Origin of the sequence: Proteus hauseri, assembly GCF_040139125.1 — a bacterium.
GTDB lineage: Bacteria > Pseudomonadota > Gammaproteobacteria > Enterobacterales > Enterobacteriaceae > Proteus > Proteus hauseri_B.
In genome coordinates this window covers 1-18,033 of the sequence record NZ_JBEEUB010000016.1, presented here as the reverse complement: position 1 = coordinate 18,033, position 18,033 = coordinate 1, and the positions used below count along the sequence as shown (strand labels likewise).

Annotated in this window: 14 protein-coding genes and 1 pseudogene; 4 read left to right on the top strand and 11 right to left on the bottom strand. The window is 40.6% G+C overall.

The features are described 5' to 3' along the window. The first annotated feature begins 1 nt into the window (after position 1). The 4 genes and pseudogenes from ABN099_RS18295 to ABN099_RS18280 all read left to right on the top strand — a co-directional run bounded on the left by ABN099_RS18295 (position 2) and on the right by ABN099_RS18280 (position 2,634). Positions 2-769, top strand: a complete 768-nt coding sequence (locus ABN099_RS18295; RefSeq protein ID WP_349465858.1) for a thiazole synthase — start codon at positions 2-4, stop codon at positions 767-769. Further along, positions 769-1,887, top strand: a complete 1,119-nt coding sequence (gene thiH, locus ABN099_RS18290; RefSeq protein ID WP_349465856.1) for a 2-iminoacetate synthase ThiH — start codon at positions 769-771, stop codon at positions 1,885-1,887. The genes ABN099_RS18295 and thiH overlap by 1 nt, the downstream gene beginning before the upstream one ends. A 308-nt stretch (positions 1,888-2,195) precedes the next feature. Further along, positions 2,196-2,372: pseudogene (locus tag ABN099_RS18285) on the top strand (colicin E3/pyocin S6 family cytotoxin); the annotation flags it as partial. 70 nt (positions 2,373-2,442) lie between these two features. Further along, positions 2,443-2,634: a colicin E3-like toxin immunity protein gene (locus tag ABN099_RS18280; RefSeq protein ID WP_349465884.1), complete on the top strand. Its 192-nt coding sequence runs from the start codon at positions 2,443-2,445 to the stop codon at positions 2,632-2,634. Between the two features lie 163 nt (positions 2,635-2,797). On the opposite strand, the gene ABN099_RS18275 is transcribed toward ABN099_RS18280, so the two are convergent. From ABN099_RS18275 to ABN099_RS18225, 11 genes are all read right to left on the bottom strand, one after another. Beyond that, positions 2,798-3,790 (bottom strand): Rpn family recombination-promoting nuclease/putative transposase, encoded by a 993-nt coding sequence (locus ABN099_RS18275; protein WP_349465854.1) that lies wholly within the window; start codon positions 3,788-3,790, stop codon positions 2,798-2,800. Between the two features lie 271 nt (positions 3,791-4,061). Continuing rightward, on the bottom strand, positions 4,062-5,420 hold the full coding sequence (locus ABN099_RS18270) for a polysaccharide deacetylase family protein (RefSeq protein WP_349465852.1): 1,359 nt from the start codon (positions 5,418-5,420) through the stop codon (positions 4,062-4,064). Between the two features lie 78 nt (positions 5,421-5,498). After that, entirely contained in the window at positions 5,499-9,725 is a 4,227-nt protein-coding gene (gene rpoC / locus ABN099_RS18265; protein ID WP_349465850.1) for a DNA-directed RNA polymerase subunit beta', read from the bottom strand. A gap of 122 nt (positions 9,726-9,847) precedes the next feature. Then, on the bottom strand, positions 9,848-13,876 hold the full coding sequence (rpoB, locus tag ABN099_RS18260) for a DNA-directed RNA polymerase subunit beta (protein ID WP_349465848.1): 4,029 nt from the start codon (positions 13,874-13,876) through the stop codon (positions 9,848-9,850). 354 nt (positions 13,877-14,230) lie between these two features. After that, positions 14,231-14,596, bottom strand: coding sequence for a 50S ribosomal protein L7/L12 (gene rplL, locus ABN099_RS18255; protein ID WP_064718092.1), 366 nt, complete (start codon positions 14,594-14,596; stop codon positions 14,231-14,233). 63 nt (positions 14,597-14,659) lie between these two features. After that, positions 14,660-15,157: a 50S ribosomal protein L10 gene (rplJ, locus tag ABN099_RS18250; RefSeq protein ID WP_349465846.1), complete on the bottom strand. Its 498-nt coding sequence runs from the start codon at positions 15,155-15,157 to the stop codon at positions 14,660-14,662. Positions 15,158-15,482: 325 nt separating this feature from the next. Then, a complete protein-coding gene (gene rplA / locus ABN099_RS18245; RefSeq protein WP_349465844.1) occupies positions 15,483-16,184 on the bottom strand; it encodes a 50S ribosomal protein L1 in 702 nt (233 codons plus the stop codon). Between the two features lie 4 nt (positions 16,185-16,188). Further along, positions 16,189-16,617 carry a 50S ribosomal protein L11 gene (rplK, locus tag ABN099_RS18240; RefSeq protein ID WP_349465842.1) on the bottom strand — a complete coding sequence of 143 codons (429 nt, stop codon included), beginning with the start codon at positions 16,615-16,617 and terminating at the stop codon, positions 16,189-16,191. A gap of 147 nt (positions 16,618-16,764) precedes the next feature. Next, positions 16,765-17,310 carry a transcription termination/antitermination protein NusG gene (nusG, locus tag ABN099_RS18235; RefSeq protein WP_349465840.1) on the bottom strand — a complete coding sequence of 182 codons (546 nt, stop codon included), beginning with the start codon at positions 17,308-17,310 and terminating at the stop codon, positions 16,765-16,767. A gap of 7 nt (positions 17,311-17,317) precedes the next feature. Continuing rightward, complete coding sequence (gene secE / locus ABN099_RS18230; RefSeq protein WP_064718097.1) at positions 17,318-17,695, bottom strand: preprotein translocase subunit SecE; 378 nt, start codon at positions 17,693-17,695, stop codon at positions 17,318-17,320. A gap of 272 nt (positions 17,696-17,967) precedes the next feature. Continuing rightward, positions 17,968-18,033, bottom strand: a 66-nt coding sequence (locus ABN099_RS18225) for an elongation factor Tu (protein WP_072105683.1), incomplete at its 5' end; no start/stop codon positions are given.

The following is an 18,033-nucleotide window of genomic DNA, read 5'->3' as shown; positions in this document are numbered from 1 at the left end:
TATGTTAAAAATTGCAGATACGACTTTCACATCAAGACTTTTCACTGGCACAGGTAAATTCGCTACACCTATCGTAATGACAGAAGCTATTCGTGCTTCAGGCAGTCAGTTAGTTACCATGGCGATGAAACGTGTCGATTTAAGAAATGGTAATGATGATTTAATCGCACCACTAAAATCATTAGGGGTAAAATTATTACCTAATACATCAGGTGCAAAAACAGCACAAGAAGCGGTTTTTGCTGCTCGATTAGCCAAAGAAGCCTTTAATACTAACTGGGTAAAATTGGAAATTCATCCTGATACCAAATACCTACTGCCGGATCCTGTTGAGACCTTAAAAGCGGCTGAAACCTTAGTCAAAGAAGGTTTTGTCGTATTACCTTATTGCAGTGCTGATCCTGTATTATGCCGTCGTTTAGAAGAAGTTGGCTGTGCTGCAATTATGCCTTTGGGTTCACCAATAGGTTCAAATCAAGGGCTACAAACTCGCGATTTTTTGCGTATTATCATTGAGCAAGCCTCTATTCCTGTTGTGGTAGATGCTGGCATTGGCGCACCAAGTCATGCTCTTGAAGCGTTAGAGTTGGGTGCAGATGCAGTATTGGTTAATACCGCAATTGCGGTTGCTAAAAATCCTGTCTTAATGGCACAAGCATTTAAAACAGCACTCGAAGCAGGAGAACTTGCTCGACAATCTGGTTTAGCAACACCTCAGTCTCAGGCACAAGCCTCCAGTCCATTAACCCACTATTTAGGGGCATTCTAATGGAAACGTTTTCTGATTACTGGCAACAACTAAACTGGGACGATCTAACATTAAAACTTAATAGTAAAACGAATGCGGATGTTGAAGCAGCATTAAGCCATAATATACTTACTTTAGAAGACTTTATGGCGCTAATATCTCCTGCTGGTCGTCACTATTTAGAACCGATGGCACAACGTGCTCAACAATTGACTCGTCAACGTTTTGGTAACGTAGTTGGTTTATATGTTCCGCTTTATCTCTCTAATTTATGCGCGAATGACTGTACTTATTGCGGCTTTTCAATGAGTAATGCCATTAAACGTAAAACGTTAAATGAAAATGAGATTATTGCCGAATGCAAAAGTATCCGTCAGCTTGGTTTTGATAGTTTATTACTTGTAACGGGTGAGCATCAACGTAAAGTAGGTATGGACTATTTTCGTCAATATATTCCATTGATCCGAAGCCATTTCAGTTTATTGATGATGGAAGTTCAGCCATTAGCCACAGATGAATATGCAGAACTAAAAACATTGGGGATTGATGGTGTGATGGTTTATCAAGAAACCTATCACGAACCAACCTATCAATTGCATCATCTAAGAGGCAAAAAACAGGACTTTCATTGGCGATTACAAACACCCGATCGATTAGGACAAGCCGGTATTGATAAAATTGGTCTAGGCGCATTAATTGGGCTTTCAGATAGATGGCGTACTGACTGTTATATGGTTGCAGAACATTTACTATTTTTGCAAAAGCGTTATTGGAAAAGTCGTTACTCTATCTCTTTTCCTCGTTTACGCCCTTGTGCTGGTGGGCTAAGCCCAGCATCAGTTATGAGTGAAACCGAGCTTGTTCAGCTTATCTGTGCATTTCGTATTTTAGCACCTGATGTTGAACTTTCACTTTCTACTCGCGAATCGCCTTATTTTCGTGATAACACAGTGCCGTTAGCAATTAATAATATTAGTGCAGGATCTAAAACTCAACCCGGTGGATATTCAGATAGCCATGAAGAGCTTGAACAGTTTTCACCAAATGATAATCGCCATGTAGATGATGTAATTAGTGCATTAAAAGCACGAGGATTACAGCCTGTATGGAAAGACTGGGATAACTATTTGGGGCGTTAATAACAACATTGATTATAATTAGACAATTCGTTATTAAATATTAATAATACAAAACCGCACTTTTATTTATTTAATTAAAAATAATAAGCGCGGTTTTTATTATAATTAAAAAGTAAATATCCCTTGTGTGATATTTATAAAAATAGAAATGATTAATCATTCTTTTATCTTACAATAAAAATATATAAAAATAGAGTATGACTGTTTATTATTATAATTTATTCTGACTCAATAGGTACTTTGAGTAACCTTAAACTTGGTACAACAATTCAAACATCAGTCGCAGCACCTATAGCTATAGTGATATCAAACGTGCTCGTTGGTTTGGAGATAAAGGTCGCAAAATCTATGAATGGGATTACCAACACGGTGAAATCGAAGGCTATCGCGCTAGCGATGGGCAACATATTGGGGTATTTGATCCTAAAACAGGTAATCAGATTAAGCCTGCAGATCCTAAACGTAATATTAAAAAATATCTGTAGACTATAAGGAAAATAAAATTATGGGATTAAAAGTATATGTAAAATGGTTTGATAAAAAAATGAAAATTTTATTCATGATGAATACTCTATCGTTCTAGGTGATGACGATACTATTATTGAAGAAACTATTTCCCCGGATATAAATATTATAAATACAGGAAGTTTTTATGTTATTTCAGACTGGATCCCTTCTCTTCAAAAATACATAAATCATAAAATAGAGTTAGATAAATATGATTATCAAGTTGCATTTGAATATTGAGATAAATGGTAGTTAATCATTCAGTTATAAAATATGAATACTCCTCTTAAATGATAGAAAGGAGTATTCTATTTATAATAAACGCGTAAAGAGATAAAATAAAAAGTTAGTCTAATAAATTATTGGTATTTTATTAATTAATAATAGTTATTGATTATATTTACTATGCTACCACTAATAATTTAATTTCGTGTACACTTAAACCAGACATTCGTTCGATAAATGGAAGATCAAAGTTCTCTTTTAATAAATTTATTGCTAATTCTAATTGCACTGATTTTCTTCCTAATTCAATACCTTCAGTTTTTCCTAATTCAATACCTACAGATTTACCTAATTCAATACCTTCAGTTTTTCCTATTTCAAATCCTTCATCTACCCCTAATTTAAATCCTTTATTTTCTAATCTCCACGCGATATTCATAATTACCTCTCTGTGGTTATCTGCTTGTTCAGCTATTTTATTTATAACGAATTCAAAGTCTGATGCATCCATAATTGAGAATAAATATTGTACAACAGCAACGGTGTCTTCATCACTACAGTTTTTCTGATTTATTGCTTTTGATAGAAGCAAGGCAACTTTATCAAGATCATTACAACTATTAACATGTTTCATCGCAATTTCCATGACTGCCGCTTTCTTATGTGTCAGTAAAATATCATCATCTATTAAGGTCAAATCAATTAAAGAGAAATCATTAGAATAAAGTTGGTTAGCAAGTGAAGAAAGTGGAAAACATTCCATCCAATTTACAGGAAAAGGATAAGGTTTTTTCTTTCCATGATAAAACAGGATTGGAACAACCAGAGGCAAAGATTTATAACCTTGCTGTAAATGCTGATTCATGGTGCAAAACGCATAATGCATCATACGCCAAGCTATCATCTTATCTGGTCTAGATTGATGCTCTATCAGTAGGTAAATCGATATATCGTCTTCCTTGGTTTTCACTAAATATAAAATATCAGACATTCGAGAACGTAATTTGAGGTCAATAAAAGAAGAATTTTGTAATTGCAATGTCGAAAAATCACAATTGTTTTTTAATTCTTCCGATAAATGAATAAAGAAAAAATCTTTGGCATTACTAATATTCATCATAAAACGTTTAAATGCTGAATCATGAGAAGATATGGATATAGGTTTATTCATAGCTGACTCCATCTCAAAATAGGAAGGTCAGCTTACAGAAAAAAATATATTTTACTTAATGAAAAATCATCATAATTATCTGAAAATTATACGTTAGTTATACTATTTAAATAAATTTTTAAGAGAGTAACTGTCGATATTTATCAGCAATATTTATTATCAATGCCTGTTCGATATCAATAGGCTATTTAATAATCCACTAAAAATTTAATAATCCACTAAAAAATAGAGCGCATCTTATATACGCCCTATTCCTCTTTATTTATCGATTTTATTTATCGACAACAATATTTTCATTTACCACTTCGTATTCGTCATTACCTACCATTCTGGCAAATTTTTCTACTGAGTCAGTACTTAATGCATATAACCGTTTTAATGCATAAGGATTATCACCCAAACGTACTTTACCTTGTACTGTTGTCACTGCTAGTGACATACCTGCTGCTTTTGAAGCATCAATAGCTTGTTGGTTATAGCCACCAAAAGGATAAGCAAACGCATATTGATGTGGGTTTAGTAAACGCAATACTCGTTGTGAACGCTGTAAATCAAGCACTATAGAGTGATATTGACGACTAAAAATAATTGGTCTCTTTTGTTTATCTAATCGATGTAAAAAATGAGAATGTGATTGAATATCAAAAACATCACGGCTGGTTTTTAGCTCTTGCCAACTCATAAATTGCAATGAATCTGGAGCCCATTTCTGAGTTTTTGATTTTACTCGCGATGAGATTACAAACAATGTCGCTCGCTGATTATTCTCTTTTAAAATAGGATAAGCATAGCGATAAACCGATTGCAGCCCATCATCAAACGTCACCGCAACCGCACGCCCTGGTAAATTAACGTTCTTATTTAAATAACCAGCAACTTGATTAAGCGAAAGCGTTTCATACCCTGCATCTTTTAAATAATTCATTTGTTCTGTAAATGCAGCCAATGATGTAGTTGTAGATGTATGGCGGAAATTATGATTCTCTTCTGTTTTTAAAATATGATGATAAGTTAGTACTGGTATTCCTAAATCAGCGTTTACATCATGAGCAGAGATATAACCTAGTCTGTCACCTAAAGAAATCACAAACCAATTGATTTTATTTCCATTAACATCATCTTTTGTTGTGCGTGATAATACTGGGTAACGTAAATTAGATAAGAGTGCTGCAATTGGTGAACTCGATTTATCTTCAGCACTATAGACGGGTGTTATCTTTGTTGTAATCACATACTCATAAATAGGGTAGTCTACTTTCTTTGAATTATTTGATAAGAAACTTGCTACCTTATCTGATTGAATACGTGCTACATCTTCAAAATAACCATCTTCGAGATAGCCATTTTCAAGATATCCCTGCGCATTACCAAACTGTAATTTATGATAATCTCCAACGGACTCAGAAACATAAAAGCCTTGATTAGGATAAAGTTCAGCAACTGCTCTGAGTTGGTCACCAATAAAAGCATAGAGCGTTTTTTGTTGACGAAGTTGCATGAGTGTTGTTGGTGGTGTTGGTAAATCCCATTGAGCTTCTGTTGGAAATCCTCTTTCTGATGTATTTGCCCATGCAGTGCTAGTAAAAACAAAAAGTAGAATAATCAATCTATTAGTAATTACTTTTACCATTTTTTGCCTACTTATGTAGAACAGAAACAAAAAATGCCCTCACAATGGAGGGCATTTCAATCTAATCTAAATCAGATTTTATTCTTTAAAACCACCGAAACCAGCATTCAGTAGTTCTGCTAAGTTAGCAGATGCTTCATCAGCGCTGACGGTTGTTTCAGATTCATCAGTTGGTAACTGCTGATGACGACGCTTAATACGATCTTGATGGTAAGCAAAACCCGTACCTGCTGGGATCAAGCGACCAACAATAACGTTCTCTTTCAAGCCACGTAATTCGTCACGTTTACCAGCAACCGCTGCTTCAGTCAGAACACGCGTTGTTTCTTGGAACGATGCAGCTGAGATAAAGGATTCTGTTGCCAGTGATGCTTTAGTGATACCCAACAGGTCACGAGCATAAGTCGCTGGAACTTTTCCATCATCTTCAAGAACACGGTTCGATACTTTAACGCGAGCGTATTCAACTTGTTCACCTTCGAGGAATTCAGAACTTCCTGCATTCTCGATAGTGACTTTACGCAGCATTTGACGAACGATAACTTCGATGTGTTTATCGTTAATCTTAACGCCTTGTAAGCGGTAAACTTCCTGTACTTCGTTGGTGATATAGCGAGTTACCGCATGAACACCACGTAAGCGCAGAATGTCGTGTGGTGATTCTGGACCATCGGAGATTACATCACCGCGTTCCACAACCTCACCTTCGAATACGTTAAGCTGACGCCATTTAGGGATCATCTCTTCGTATGCATCGCTACCATCTAATGGAGAGATAACCAGACGGCGTTTGCCTTTCGTCTCTTTACCGAACGATACAATACCGCTGATTTCAGCAAGAATTGCAGGCTCTTTAGGACGACGTGCTTCAAACAGGTCAGCAACGCGTGGCAGACCACCGGTAATATCTTTAGTACCGCCAGATTCTTGTGGAATACGTGCTAAAGTATCACCTGCGTTGATTGCAATACCATCGTCTAATTGAACGATAGCTTTACCTGGCAGGAAGTACTGTGCTGGCATATCAGTATTCGGAATTAATACATCTTTGCCTTGTGCATCAGTGATACGCAATGCTGGACGTAAATCTTTACCGCTACCTGTACGCTCTGCAGAATCCAGAACAACCAGTGAAGAAAGACCTGTTAATTCATCAGTCTGACGAATGATAGTCTGACCATCAACCATATCAGCAAAACGAATAACACCAGATACTTCACTCACAACTGGCATGGTATGCGGATCCCAGTTTGCAACTGTTTCGCCACCATTAACCGCTTCGCCATCACCTTTAGATAACTGAGCACCGTAAGGTACTTTATAGCTCTCTTTAGTACGACCGAAATCATCAATAAGACGTAATTCAGTGTTACGAGAAGTGATAACTAATTTACCTGCTGTATTAGCGATAAATTTAGCGTTAAACAGTTTCAGAGTACCTTTATTACGTACTTGAATGCTTGATTCTGCTGCCGCACGTGATGCCGCACCACCGATGTGGAACGTACGCATCGTTAACTGTGTACCCGGTTCACCGATTGACTGTGCCGCGATAACACCGATAGCTTCACCTTTGTTGATGATATGACCACGAGCAAGGTCACGACCATAACAGTTAGCACACACACCAAAGTCTGTGTTACAGGTTACAACTGAACGAACTTTAACGCTGTCAACTGAGTTTTCTTCTAACAGGTCACACAGTTTTTCGTTAAGCAGGGTGTTACGTGGAACAAGAATATCAGCTGTGCCTGGTTTCAGAATATCTTCTGCAGCCACACGACCTAATACACGCTCACGCAGTGGCTCTTTAACATCACCACCTTCGATGACCGGAGTCATCATTACACCTTCGGTTGTACCACAATCGCTTTCTGTTACAACTAAGTCTTGTGCCACGTCAACTAAACGACGAGTCAGGTAACCGGAGTTTGCTGTTTTCAGTGCGGTATCCGCCAAACCTTTACGAGCACCGTGAGTAGAGATGAAGTACTGGAGTACGTTCAGACCTTCACGGAAGTTCGCTGTGATTGGGGTTTCGATGATTGAACCATCTGGTTTAGCCATCAGACCACGCATACCTGCTAACTGACGAATCTGTGCAGCAGAACCACGAGCACCGGAGTCAGCCATCATAAAGATGCTGTTAAACGATACTTGTTGTTCTTCAACGCCATCACGGTTAATTACAGTTTCTGTAGACAGGTTTTCCATCATCGCTTTCGCTACGCGCTCATTCGCCGCAGCCCAAATATCGATGACTTTGTTATAACGTTCGCCCGCTGTTACCAGACCGGATTGGAACTGTTCCTGAATTTCTGCAACTTCCGCTTCGGCTTCTGCAATGATCTCTGCTTTTTTCGCAGGGATTACCATGTCATCGATACCTACTGATGCACCTGAACGTGCAGCGTAAGCAAAACCGGTGTACATGATTTGGTCAGCAAAAATAACGGTCGGCTTTAAACCCATTACGCGATAACAGGTGTTAAGCATTTTAGAAATTGCTTTTTTACCTAATGGTTGGTTAACCAACTCATAAGGCAGGCCTTTAGGTACGATCATCCACAAAATAGCGCGACCAACCGTCGTGTCTCTTAAGCTAGTATTTGTAGTAACGTTACCTTCGCCATCTCTTATCTCTTCAGAGATACGTACTTTGACACGAGCATGCAGTGAAGCCAAGCCAGCACGATAAACGCGTTCAGCTTCTTTTGGTCCACTAAGCACCATGCCTTCACCTTTGGCATTGATGCAGTCACGCGTCATGTAGTAAAGACCTAATACCACGTCCTGTGAAGGAACGATAATTGGGTCACCACTAGCAGGAGACAGAATGTTATTTGTTGACATCATCAGCGCACGAGCTTCTAACTGTGCTTCTAATGTCAATGGTACGTGAACCGCCATTTGGTCACCATCGAAGTCGGCGTTATATGCCGCACAAACGAGTGGGTGTAACTGAATAGCTTTACCTTCGATAAGGATAGGTTCAAATGCCTGAATACCTAAACGGTGAAGTGTTGGTGCACGGTTTAGCATAACTGGGTGTTCGCGGATAACTTCATCTAAGATATCCCAAACAACCGCTTCTTCACGCTCAACCATTTTTTTAGCGGCTTTAATTGTTGTCGCTAAACCACGAGTTTCCAGTTTTCCGTAAATAAATGGTTTGAATAATTCAAGAGCCATTTTCTTCGGTAGACCACACTGATGCAGACGCAAGTATGGACCAACGGTGATTACAGAACGACCAGAGTAGTCAACACGTTTACCTAACAGGTTTTGACGGAAACGACCCTGTTTACCTTTGATCATATCAGCCAAAGATTTCAGAGGACGTTTGTTAGAGCCTGTAATTGCACGACCACGACGACCATTATCTAACAGCGCATCAACAGATTCTTGTAACATACGTTTTTCGTTACGAACGATGATGTCAGGCGCAGCCAGATCAAGCAGACGTTTTAAACGGTTGTTACGGTTGATAACACGACGATATAAATCGTTCAGGTCAGAAGTCGCGAAACGACCGCCATCAAGTGGAACCAGTGGACGTAAGTCTGGTGGTAACACAGGCAGTACAGTTAAGATCATCCACTCAGGTTTATTGCCTGATTGCATGAATGCTTCAAGTAACTTGATACGTTTGGTCAGTTTCTTACGTTTGGTTTCAGAGTTAGTTTCATTTAACTCTTCACGTAACGTTTCACACTCTTGTTCCAGATCCATGCTCTGTAACAAGTTCTGAACAGCTTCAGCACCCATCTTCGCATCAAATTCGTCACCGAACTCTTCTAGTGCGTCGAGGTATTGCTCTTCTGTTAAGATTTGACCACGTTCAAGGCTAGTCATACCGCCTTCAACAACAACGTAAGATTCAAAATACAGTACACGTTCAATATCGCGCAGTGGCATATCCAGCAGCAGACCGATACGGGACGGCAGTGATTTTAAGAACCAGATATGTGCAACTGGAGAAGCTAATTCGATGTGACCCATACGTTCACGACGAACTTTAGTTTGTGTAACTTCAACGCCACACTTCTCACAAATAACACCACGGTGTTTTAAACGTTTGTATTTACCACACAAACATTCGTAATCTTTTACTGGTCCGAAAATACGGGCACAGAAAAGACCGTCACGTTCTGGTTTGAACGTACGGTAGTTAATTGTTTCTGGCTTTTTCACTTCACCAAATGACCATGAACGGATCATATCAGGTGATGCCAGAGCAATTTTGATCGCATCAAACTCTTCGGTCTTGGTTTGCGCTTTCAGAAACTTTAATAAGTCTTTCACGAAATGGCTCCTGTCGGAGTTAGACCTGCCAGGCAAATGACCCCTGTCATTCACCCCTTTAATCCAGTGTAGTCACTGTTTGACAGACTGCCATTGCTAGCAGTCTGTCTTTATGGAATCCGTTATTCGTCTTCCAATTCGATGTTAATACCCAGTGAGCGGATCTCTTTCAACAATACATTGAAAGATTCTGGCATACCTGGTTCCATCTGATGGTTACCATCAACGATGTTTTTATACATCTTGGTACGACCGTTAACGTCATCCGACTTAACAGTAAGCATTTCTTGAAGAGTATAAGCTGCACCATATGCTTCCAGTGCCCACACTTCCATCTCCCCGAAACGCTGTCCACCAAACTGAGCTTTACCACCAAGAGGTTGCTGAGTAACAAGGCTGTACGAACCTGTAGAACGGGCGTGCATCTTATCATCAACTAAGTGGTTCAGTTTCAGCATGTACATGTAACCAACAGTTACTGGACGCTCAAATTGTTCACCAGTACGACCATCGAATAGCGTAATCTGACCAGAAGTTGGAAGATCTGCTAATTTAAGCATCTCTTTAATTTCCATCTCTTCTGCACCATCAAACACTGGTGTTGCGGTTGGCATACCTTTTTTCAGGTTTTCAGCCAGACGTAACACTTCTTCATCACTGAAAGTATCTAAATCAACTTTCTGACGTGGTGCCATACCCAGATCGTAAGCTTTCTGGATAAATTCACGTAACTTAGCCACTTCCTGTTGCTGTTTCAGCATCGCGTTGATCTTATCACCGATACCTTTAGCAGCCATACCCAAGTGGGTTTCCAGGATCTGACCAATGTTCATACGTGATGGTACGCCCAGTGGGTTCAGTACGAGGTCAACAGGATTACCGTTTTCATCGTATGGCATGTCTTCAATTGGGTTAATCTTAGAGATAACACCCTTGTTACCATGACGACCCGCCATCTTATCACCTGGTTGGATCTGACGTTTAACAGCCAGATAAACCTTGACGATTTTCAGCACGCCAGGTGCTAAATCATCACCTTGAGTGATTTTACGGCGTTTAGCTTCCAGTTTCTTCGCAAATTCAGCTTTCAGTTCATCATACTGTTCAGCTAATTGTTCTAACTGGTTTTGCTTCTCTTCATCAGCAATACCCAGCTCTAACCAACGTTCACGAGGTAATTTGTCTAATTTCTCAGCTTCAATGCCGCCAGCAATCAGAACACCACGGATACGAGCGAAAAGACCAGCTTCAAAGATACGCAGTTCTTCAGTAAGGTCTTTTTTGACTTCACGTAACTGTGATTCTTCAATTTCTAATGCACGTTTATCTTTTTCTACGCCATCACGAGTGAAAACTTGTACGTCGATAACCGTACCAGATACACCATTAGGAACACGCAGAGAAGAATCTTTAACATCAGACGCTTTTTCACCGAAGATTGCGCGCAGCAGTTTCTCTTCTGGAGTCAGTTGAGTTTCACCTTTAGGTGTTACTTTACCAACCAGAATGTCTCCGCCTTTCACTTCAGCACCGATATAAACGATACCTGATTCATCCAGTTTAGATAATGCTGCTTCACCCACGTTAGGGATATCCGCAGTTATCTCTTCAGGCCCTAATTTGGTGTCACGAGACACACAAGCAAGCTCTTGAATATGGATAGTAGTGAAACGGTCTTCTTGAACAACACGCTCAGATACGAGGATGGAGTCCTCATAGTTATAACCATTCCATGGCATAAATGCCACGCGCATGTTTTGACCTAATGCTAATTCACCAAGGTCTGTTGAAGGACCATCAGCAAGCACATCACCACGTTCAACAGGTTCGCCTAAAGAAACGCAAGGTGTTTGGTTAATACATGTGTTCTGGTTAGAACGGGTGTATTTCGTCAAGCTATAGATGTCAATGCCTGCTTCACCAGCATAAGTCTCTTCTTCGTTAACTTTGATAACGATACGAGAAGCATCAACATACTGAACAGTACCACCGCGTTTCGCAACAGCAGTAACACCGGAGTCAACCGCTACAGCACGTTCCATACCTGTACCTACTAGTGGTTTATCACCACGAAGTGTAGGAACAGCCTGACGTTGCATGTTCGCACCCATCAATGCACGGTTGGCGTCATCGTGTTCAAGGAATGGGATCAGTGATGCACCGACAGAAACAATCTGTTGGGTTGAAACGTCCATGTACTGAACTTGGTCACGACTAAATAAGCTTGACTCGCCTCTATGACGGCAAGTAACTAACTCTTCCACAAAGTGGTTGTCATCGTCTAATACGGAGTTAGCCTGAGCAATGATAAAGTTACCTTCTTCAATTGCTGACAGATAGTGAATTTCATCTGTTACTGCGTTGTTTTCTACAACACGGTAAGGCGTTTCAAGGAATCCGTACTCATTGGTCTGTGCATAAACAGATAATGAGTTAATAAGACCGATGTTTGGACCTTCTGGCGTTTCGATAGGACACACACGACCGTAGTGCGTTGGGTGTACGTCTCGAACTTCAAAGCCTGCACGTTCACGGGTCAAACCACCTGGGCCTAATGCAGAAATGCGACGTTTGTGCGTAATTTCTGATAGCGGGTTATTCTGATCCATAAACTGAGATAACTGGCTTGAGCCAAAGAATTCTTTGACAGCAGCAGAAATCGGTTTTGCGTTGATCATATCTTGTGGCATCAGTGCATCAAGATCGCCTAAAGATAGACGTTCTTTAACTGCACGCTCAACACGCACCAGACCAACACGGAATTGGTTTTCAGCCATTTCACCGACAGAACGGATACGACGGTTACCTAAGTGGTCGATATCATCCACTTCGCCTTTACCATTACGGATATCAATCAGTTTTTTCATCACTTCAATGATATCGTCTTGGCTCAGGATACCTGATCCTTCAATTTCTTGACGGTTTAGAGAACGGTTGAACTTCATACGACCAACAGCAGAAAGATCATAACGATCTTCAGAGAAGAATAAGTTCTCAAATAGGTTTTCTGCAGCTTCGCGTGTAGGTGGCTCACCAGGACGCATCATGCGATAAATTTCAACTAACGCGCTTAAGCGATCATTGGTAGGATCGACACGAACAGTTTCTGAAATATAAGCACCATGATCTAAGTCATTGGTAAACAGAGTTTCAATCGTTTTATGACCAGCTTGACTTAAGCGAGCTAACACATCTAAAGAGACTTCCATGTTAGCAGCACAAATCACTTCACCTGTCGCTTCATCAATATAGTCACGAGCAACCACTTTACCTGCAATATATTCAACAGGTACTTCAATGCGGTTTATCTCTTCTTTTTCTAATTGACGAATATGACGAGCAGTAATACGACGGCCTTTTTCAACATACACTTTGCCGTTTGCTTCGATATCAAAAGAAGCAGTTTCACCACGCAGACGTTCAGGCACTAACGTCATCATCAGTTTATTATTGCTGATTTCAAACGTTGTTTTTTCGAAGAACAGATTCAGAATGTCTTCAGTGCTGTAGTTCATTGCGCGTAAAATGATAGTCGCTGGTAATTTACGGCGACGGTCAATACGGACAAAAAGGTTATCTTTAGGGTCGAATTCAAAGTCTAACCATGAGCCACGATAAGGGATAATACGTGCGTTATACAGTACCTTACCTGAAGAGTGTGTTTTACCTTTGTCACTATCAAAGAACACACCAGGGCTACGGTGTAACTGGGAAACGATAACACGCTCAGTACCATTGATAACAAAGGTACCATTATCGGTCATTAATGGGATTTCGCCCATATAGACTTCTTGTTCTTTGATGTCTTTAACGGTGCCTTCTGGCGCTTCACGTTCATAAATGACTAGACGCAGTTTTACACGCAAAGGTGCAGAATAAGTTACACCGCGGATCTGACATTCTTTAACATCAAAAACAGGCTCGCCAAGGCGGTAGCTGACATATTGTAATTCAGCATTACCACTGTAGCTTTGAATTGGGAATACAGAACGGAAAGCTGCTTCCAGACCATTTTGCCCATCAGGATCTTGCTCGATAAACTTCTGGAACGAGTCAAGTTGGATAGAAAGGAGATAGGGAATGTCCAGAACTTGTGGACGTTTACCAAAATCCTTACGAATACGTTTTTTCTCGGTATAGGAGTAAACCATAGGGTTCCTCAGCTCGCTGAAAAGTGACCCACTTTGCCGGCACTTAGTTATTAAGGACGACACGACATTCTGCTAACACTATTTTTTTGTAGGTAGGAAAAACAATATTTTCCATAATACTTATTGCTATTACTCTTAAACCATTTCATTGCATTGTTTTGACTACCGAGCTTTTGGAAAAACGTGGATCGTAGTCGTTAATGCAGTATATTAAGGCGTCAATAGCAAAAAATATTTAGGTAAAGAGGAAGCCAAAAAAGTGTGAAAAAGCTACTCTTACCTTACAGCGCAAAAAGGCTGGTGACCAAATAATCACCAGCCATCAGCCGTTAGGCTGCACTCTGGGAAGTTAAATTATTTAACTTCAACCTCAGCGCCTGCTTCTTCCAGAGCTTTCTTCAGAGTTTCAGCGTCGTCTTTGCTGATGCCTTCTTTCAGAGCTGCTGGTGCAGATTCTACTAAGTCTTTAGCTTCTTTCAGGCCAAGACCGGTAGCGCCACGTACTGCTTTGATTACTGCTACTTTGTTACCGCCGATAGCTTTCAGGATAACGTCAAATTCAGTTTTCTCTTCAGCAGCTTCTGCTGGACCCGCAGCAACAGCAACAGCTGCAGCAGCAGATACACCGAATTTTTCTTCCATCATAGAGATCAGTTCAACAACGTCCATTACAGACATTTCAGCAACTGCGTTTAAGATATCGTCTTTAGAAATAGACATAACAAGTGTTCCTAAAATTCAGAAAAAGTTTATACGTAAATAAAGCAACGAAGAAATTGGCTATTAAGCAGCTTCTTTCTGATCGCGCAGAGCAGCCAGAGTGCGAACCAATTTGCCTGCAGAGGCTTCTTTCATGGTTGCCATCAGGCGTGCGATTGCTTCATCGTAAGTTGGGAGTGTAGCCAGGCGATCAATGTTTGAACCTGGGATAAACTCACCTTCAAAGGCAGCAGCTTTAATCTCGAATGCTGGGTTCGCTTTAGCGAATTCTTTGAACAAACGAGCTGCAGCGCCCGGGTGTTCGAAAGAGAAAGCAATCAAGGTTGGACCAACAAATACGTCATTCAGTACATCGTAAGAAGTACCTTCAACAGCACGACGCAGCAGAGTATTACGTACTACACGTACAGTAACACCAGCATCACGACATGCTTTACGCAGTTCGGTCATTTTTGCTACAGTTACGCCGCGAGAATCCGCAACAACTGCAGAAAGCGCACCTTTGGCAACTTCGCTGACTTCAGCAACAATCGCTTGTTTGTCTTGAAGATTTAGTGCCATTAGCTTCTTGCTCCTGGATTAACCGAGTAAAACTCGGACTCACATCACTTATAACCACAATGGAAATAAGCGCTAAAACACGGTGAGCAGAATCCAGAATATAAAATTCTTTTTGGCTCTCTCACCGTCTACGCAGGAAAATTAAGTAATTACTTACACCTGCGGTCTTGGACGGGGTCTGGATAGGCCAGACTCCAACCGAATTGGGAAATTTAGTTATGTTCACTTAAACAAAAAATAGAACATAGCTAAACTCAAGGCGTCAAATTCTATACAAATTTGACGCCAAGGTAAAGTCTTTTATGACTTTGAGTCTAATCCAAGATTAAACTGTTGCGTTCAGACCAGCTTGATCAATAGCAACACCTGCACCCATAGTGGTAGACAGGCTTACTTTCTTGATGTAAACGCCTTTCGCTGCTGATGGTTTTGCTTTTTTCAGAGCAATCAGCAGAGATTCTAAGTTTTCTTTCAACTGAGTTTCGTTGAAATCAACTTTACCGATAGTGGTATGGATAATACCATTTTTGTCGTTACGGTAACGAACCTGACCAGCTTTAGCATTTTTAACTGCTTCAGCAACGTTAGGAGTTACAGTACCCACTTTCGGGTTTGGCATTAAACCACGTGGACCTAAGATTTGACCTAATTGACCTACAACGCGCATTGCATCTGGAGATGCGATAACAACGTCAAAGTCCATTTCGCCAGCTTTAACTTTAGCAGCTAAGTCATCCATACCCACTAATTCTGCACCCGCTTCTTTCGCAGCTTCAGCATTTGCACCTTGTGCGAATACTGCAACGCGAACTGAACGGCCAGTACCATGTGGAAGTACAGTAGCACCACGAACGTTTTGGTCTGATTTACGAGCATCGATGCCGAGGTTAACAGCAACATCAACACTTTCAACAAATTTAGCAGTAGCCAGTTCTTTCAGTAATGCAATCGCTTCTACGATGTCATACTGTTTAGTTACTTCTACTTTCTCACGGATGTTGCGCATGCGCTTGGTTAGTTTAGCCATCAGATTAATCCTCCACTACCAGGCCCATGGAACGAGCAGTACCTTCAATTGAACGCATCATAGCTTCAATATCAGCACCAGTCAGGTCCGCAGCTTTAGTTTCCGCGATTTCACGAACTTGAGCAGAAGTAATTTTACCTACTTTCTCTTTGTTCGGTTTACCAGAACCTGATTTCAGGCCCGCCGCTTTCTTCAGCAGTACTGCTGCTGGAGGCGTTTTGGTAACGAAAGTAAAAGAACGGTCTGCGTAAACAGTAATAACAACAGGAATTGGTAAACCTTTTTCAATGCTTTCAGTTTTAGCATTGAACGCTTTACAGAATTCCATGATGTTAACACCTTGTTGACCCAGAGCTGGACCAACTGGTGGACTTGGATTAGCCATACCTGCTGAAACTTGCAGCTTGATATAGGCTTGGACTTTCTTAGCCATTAATTAATTCCTCAATGTGGGTATATCGCCCGGCTAGGGCTCCCCGATTTTACTTTGTCTCGCGCAATTGCAAGACAACTCAAAACGAAAGGTGGAAAATTGTAGTTAACTTTCCCGCCTTTTGCAAGAAAAGCGATGTAAAAAGGTTTAACCTTTTTCTACCTGGCTAAAGTCTAATTCAACTGGGGTCGCACGACCGAAGATAGAAACAGAAACTTTTAGGCGACTTTTCTCGTAATCAACTTCTTCAACAACACCATTAAAGTCAGCAAATGGACCATCGCTAACACGAACCATTTCACCTGGTTCAAATAGTGTTTTAGGACGCGGTTTATCACCAACTTGTTGTAAGCGATTCATAATCGCATCAACTTCTTTATCACTAATTGGTGCTGGACGGTCTGATGTTCCGCCGATAAAACCCATCACACGCGGTACGTTACGCACTAAGTGCCAAGAGGCATCATTCATGACCATTTGGACAAGCACATAACCTGGGAAAAATTTACGCTCACTTTTACGACGTTGTCCACTACGGATCTCAACAACTTCTTCCGTTGGAACCATAACCTCGCCGAATGAGTCTTCCATTTCGTTTAACTTGATATGTTCACGTAAAGACTGTGCAACACGGCCTTCAAAGCCAGAAAATGCCTGAATGACATACCAGCGTTTTTTTGGAGAATCAGTCATGGACACCTCACAGGCCAGTAATAAATGAAACTAAACGAACCAGAATGCCATCCAGTCCCCAAAGAACTAATGACACAATAGCCGTCACAGCAGCAACAATTAATGTTGTTTGCAATGTTTCTTGACGCGTTGGCCATACTACCTTACGCATTTCAATACGAGCTTCGCGAGCAAAGGCTAATGTTGCCTTGCCTTGTGTTGTCCACAATGCGATCCCGCCTGCTGCTACGAACAAAGCAACTACAGCTAAAGCTCGTAAAGCAAGGTTAAATTCACGATAAAGATAGTTGCCACCCACAGCTACTGCCAATAGTAAAACGGCAACGATCCATTTGGTAATATCACCACCGCGTTTGCTATCTTGAGCTCCGCTATTCGCACTCATAAATTAACCTGTCACTATGATGTAAATAAATAGCCAGCTTGCCTCGCAAGAGCAAAACAAATCAGACTAACCATAAAATCAGCTATGATTGCATCTGACACAGCGTCATATTATCTATGACATTCGTATCTGCAAGATACTGGACTCGATTTGTTGTATCAGAGCCTATCTCACCAATAATTTCGTTAAAACTAGTGATGAGATAGGTTCTTTTTCAAACAACGCATAAAAAGGGCATCATTTGATGCCCTCTTCAAGCAATAAGTTAGAAATTAACTTAATACTTTAGCAACAACACCTGCACCTACTGTACGGCCACCTTCACGGATAGCGAAACG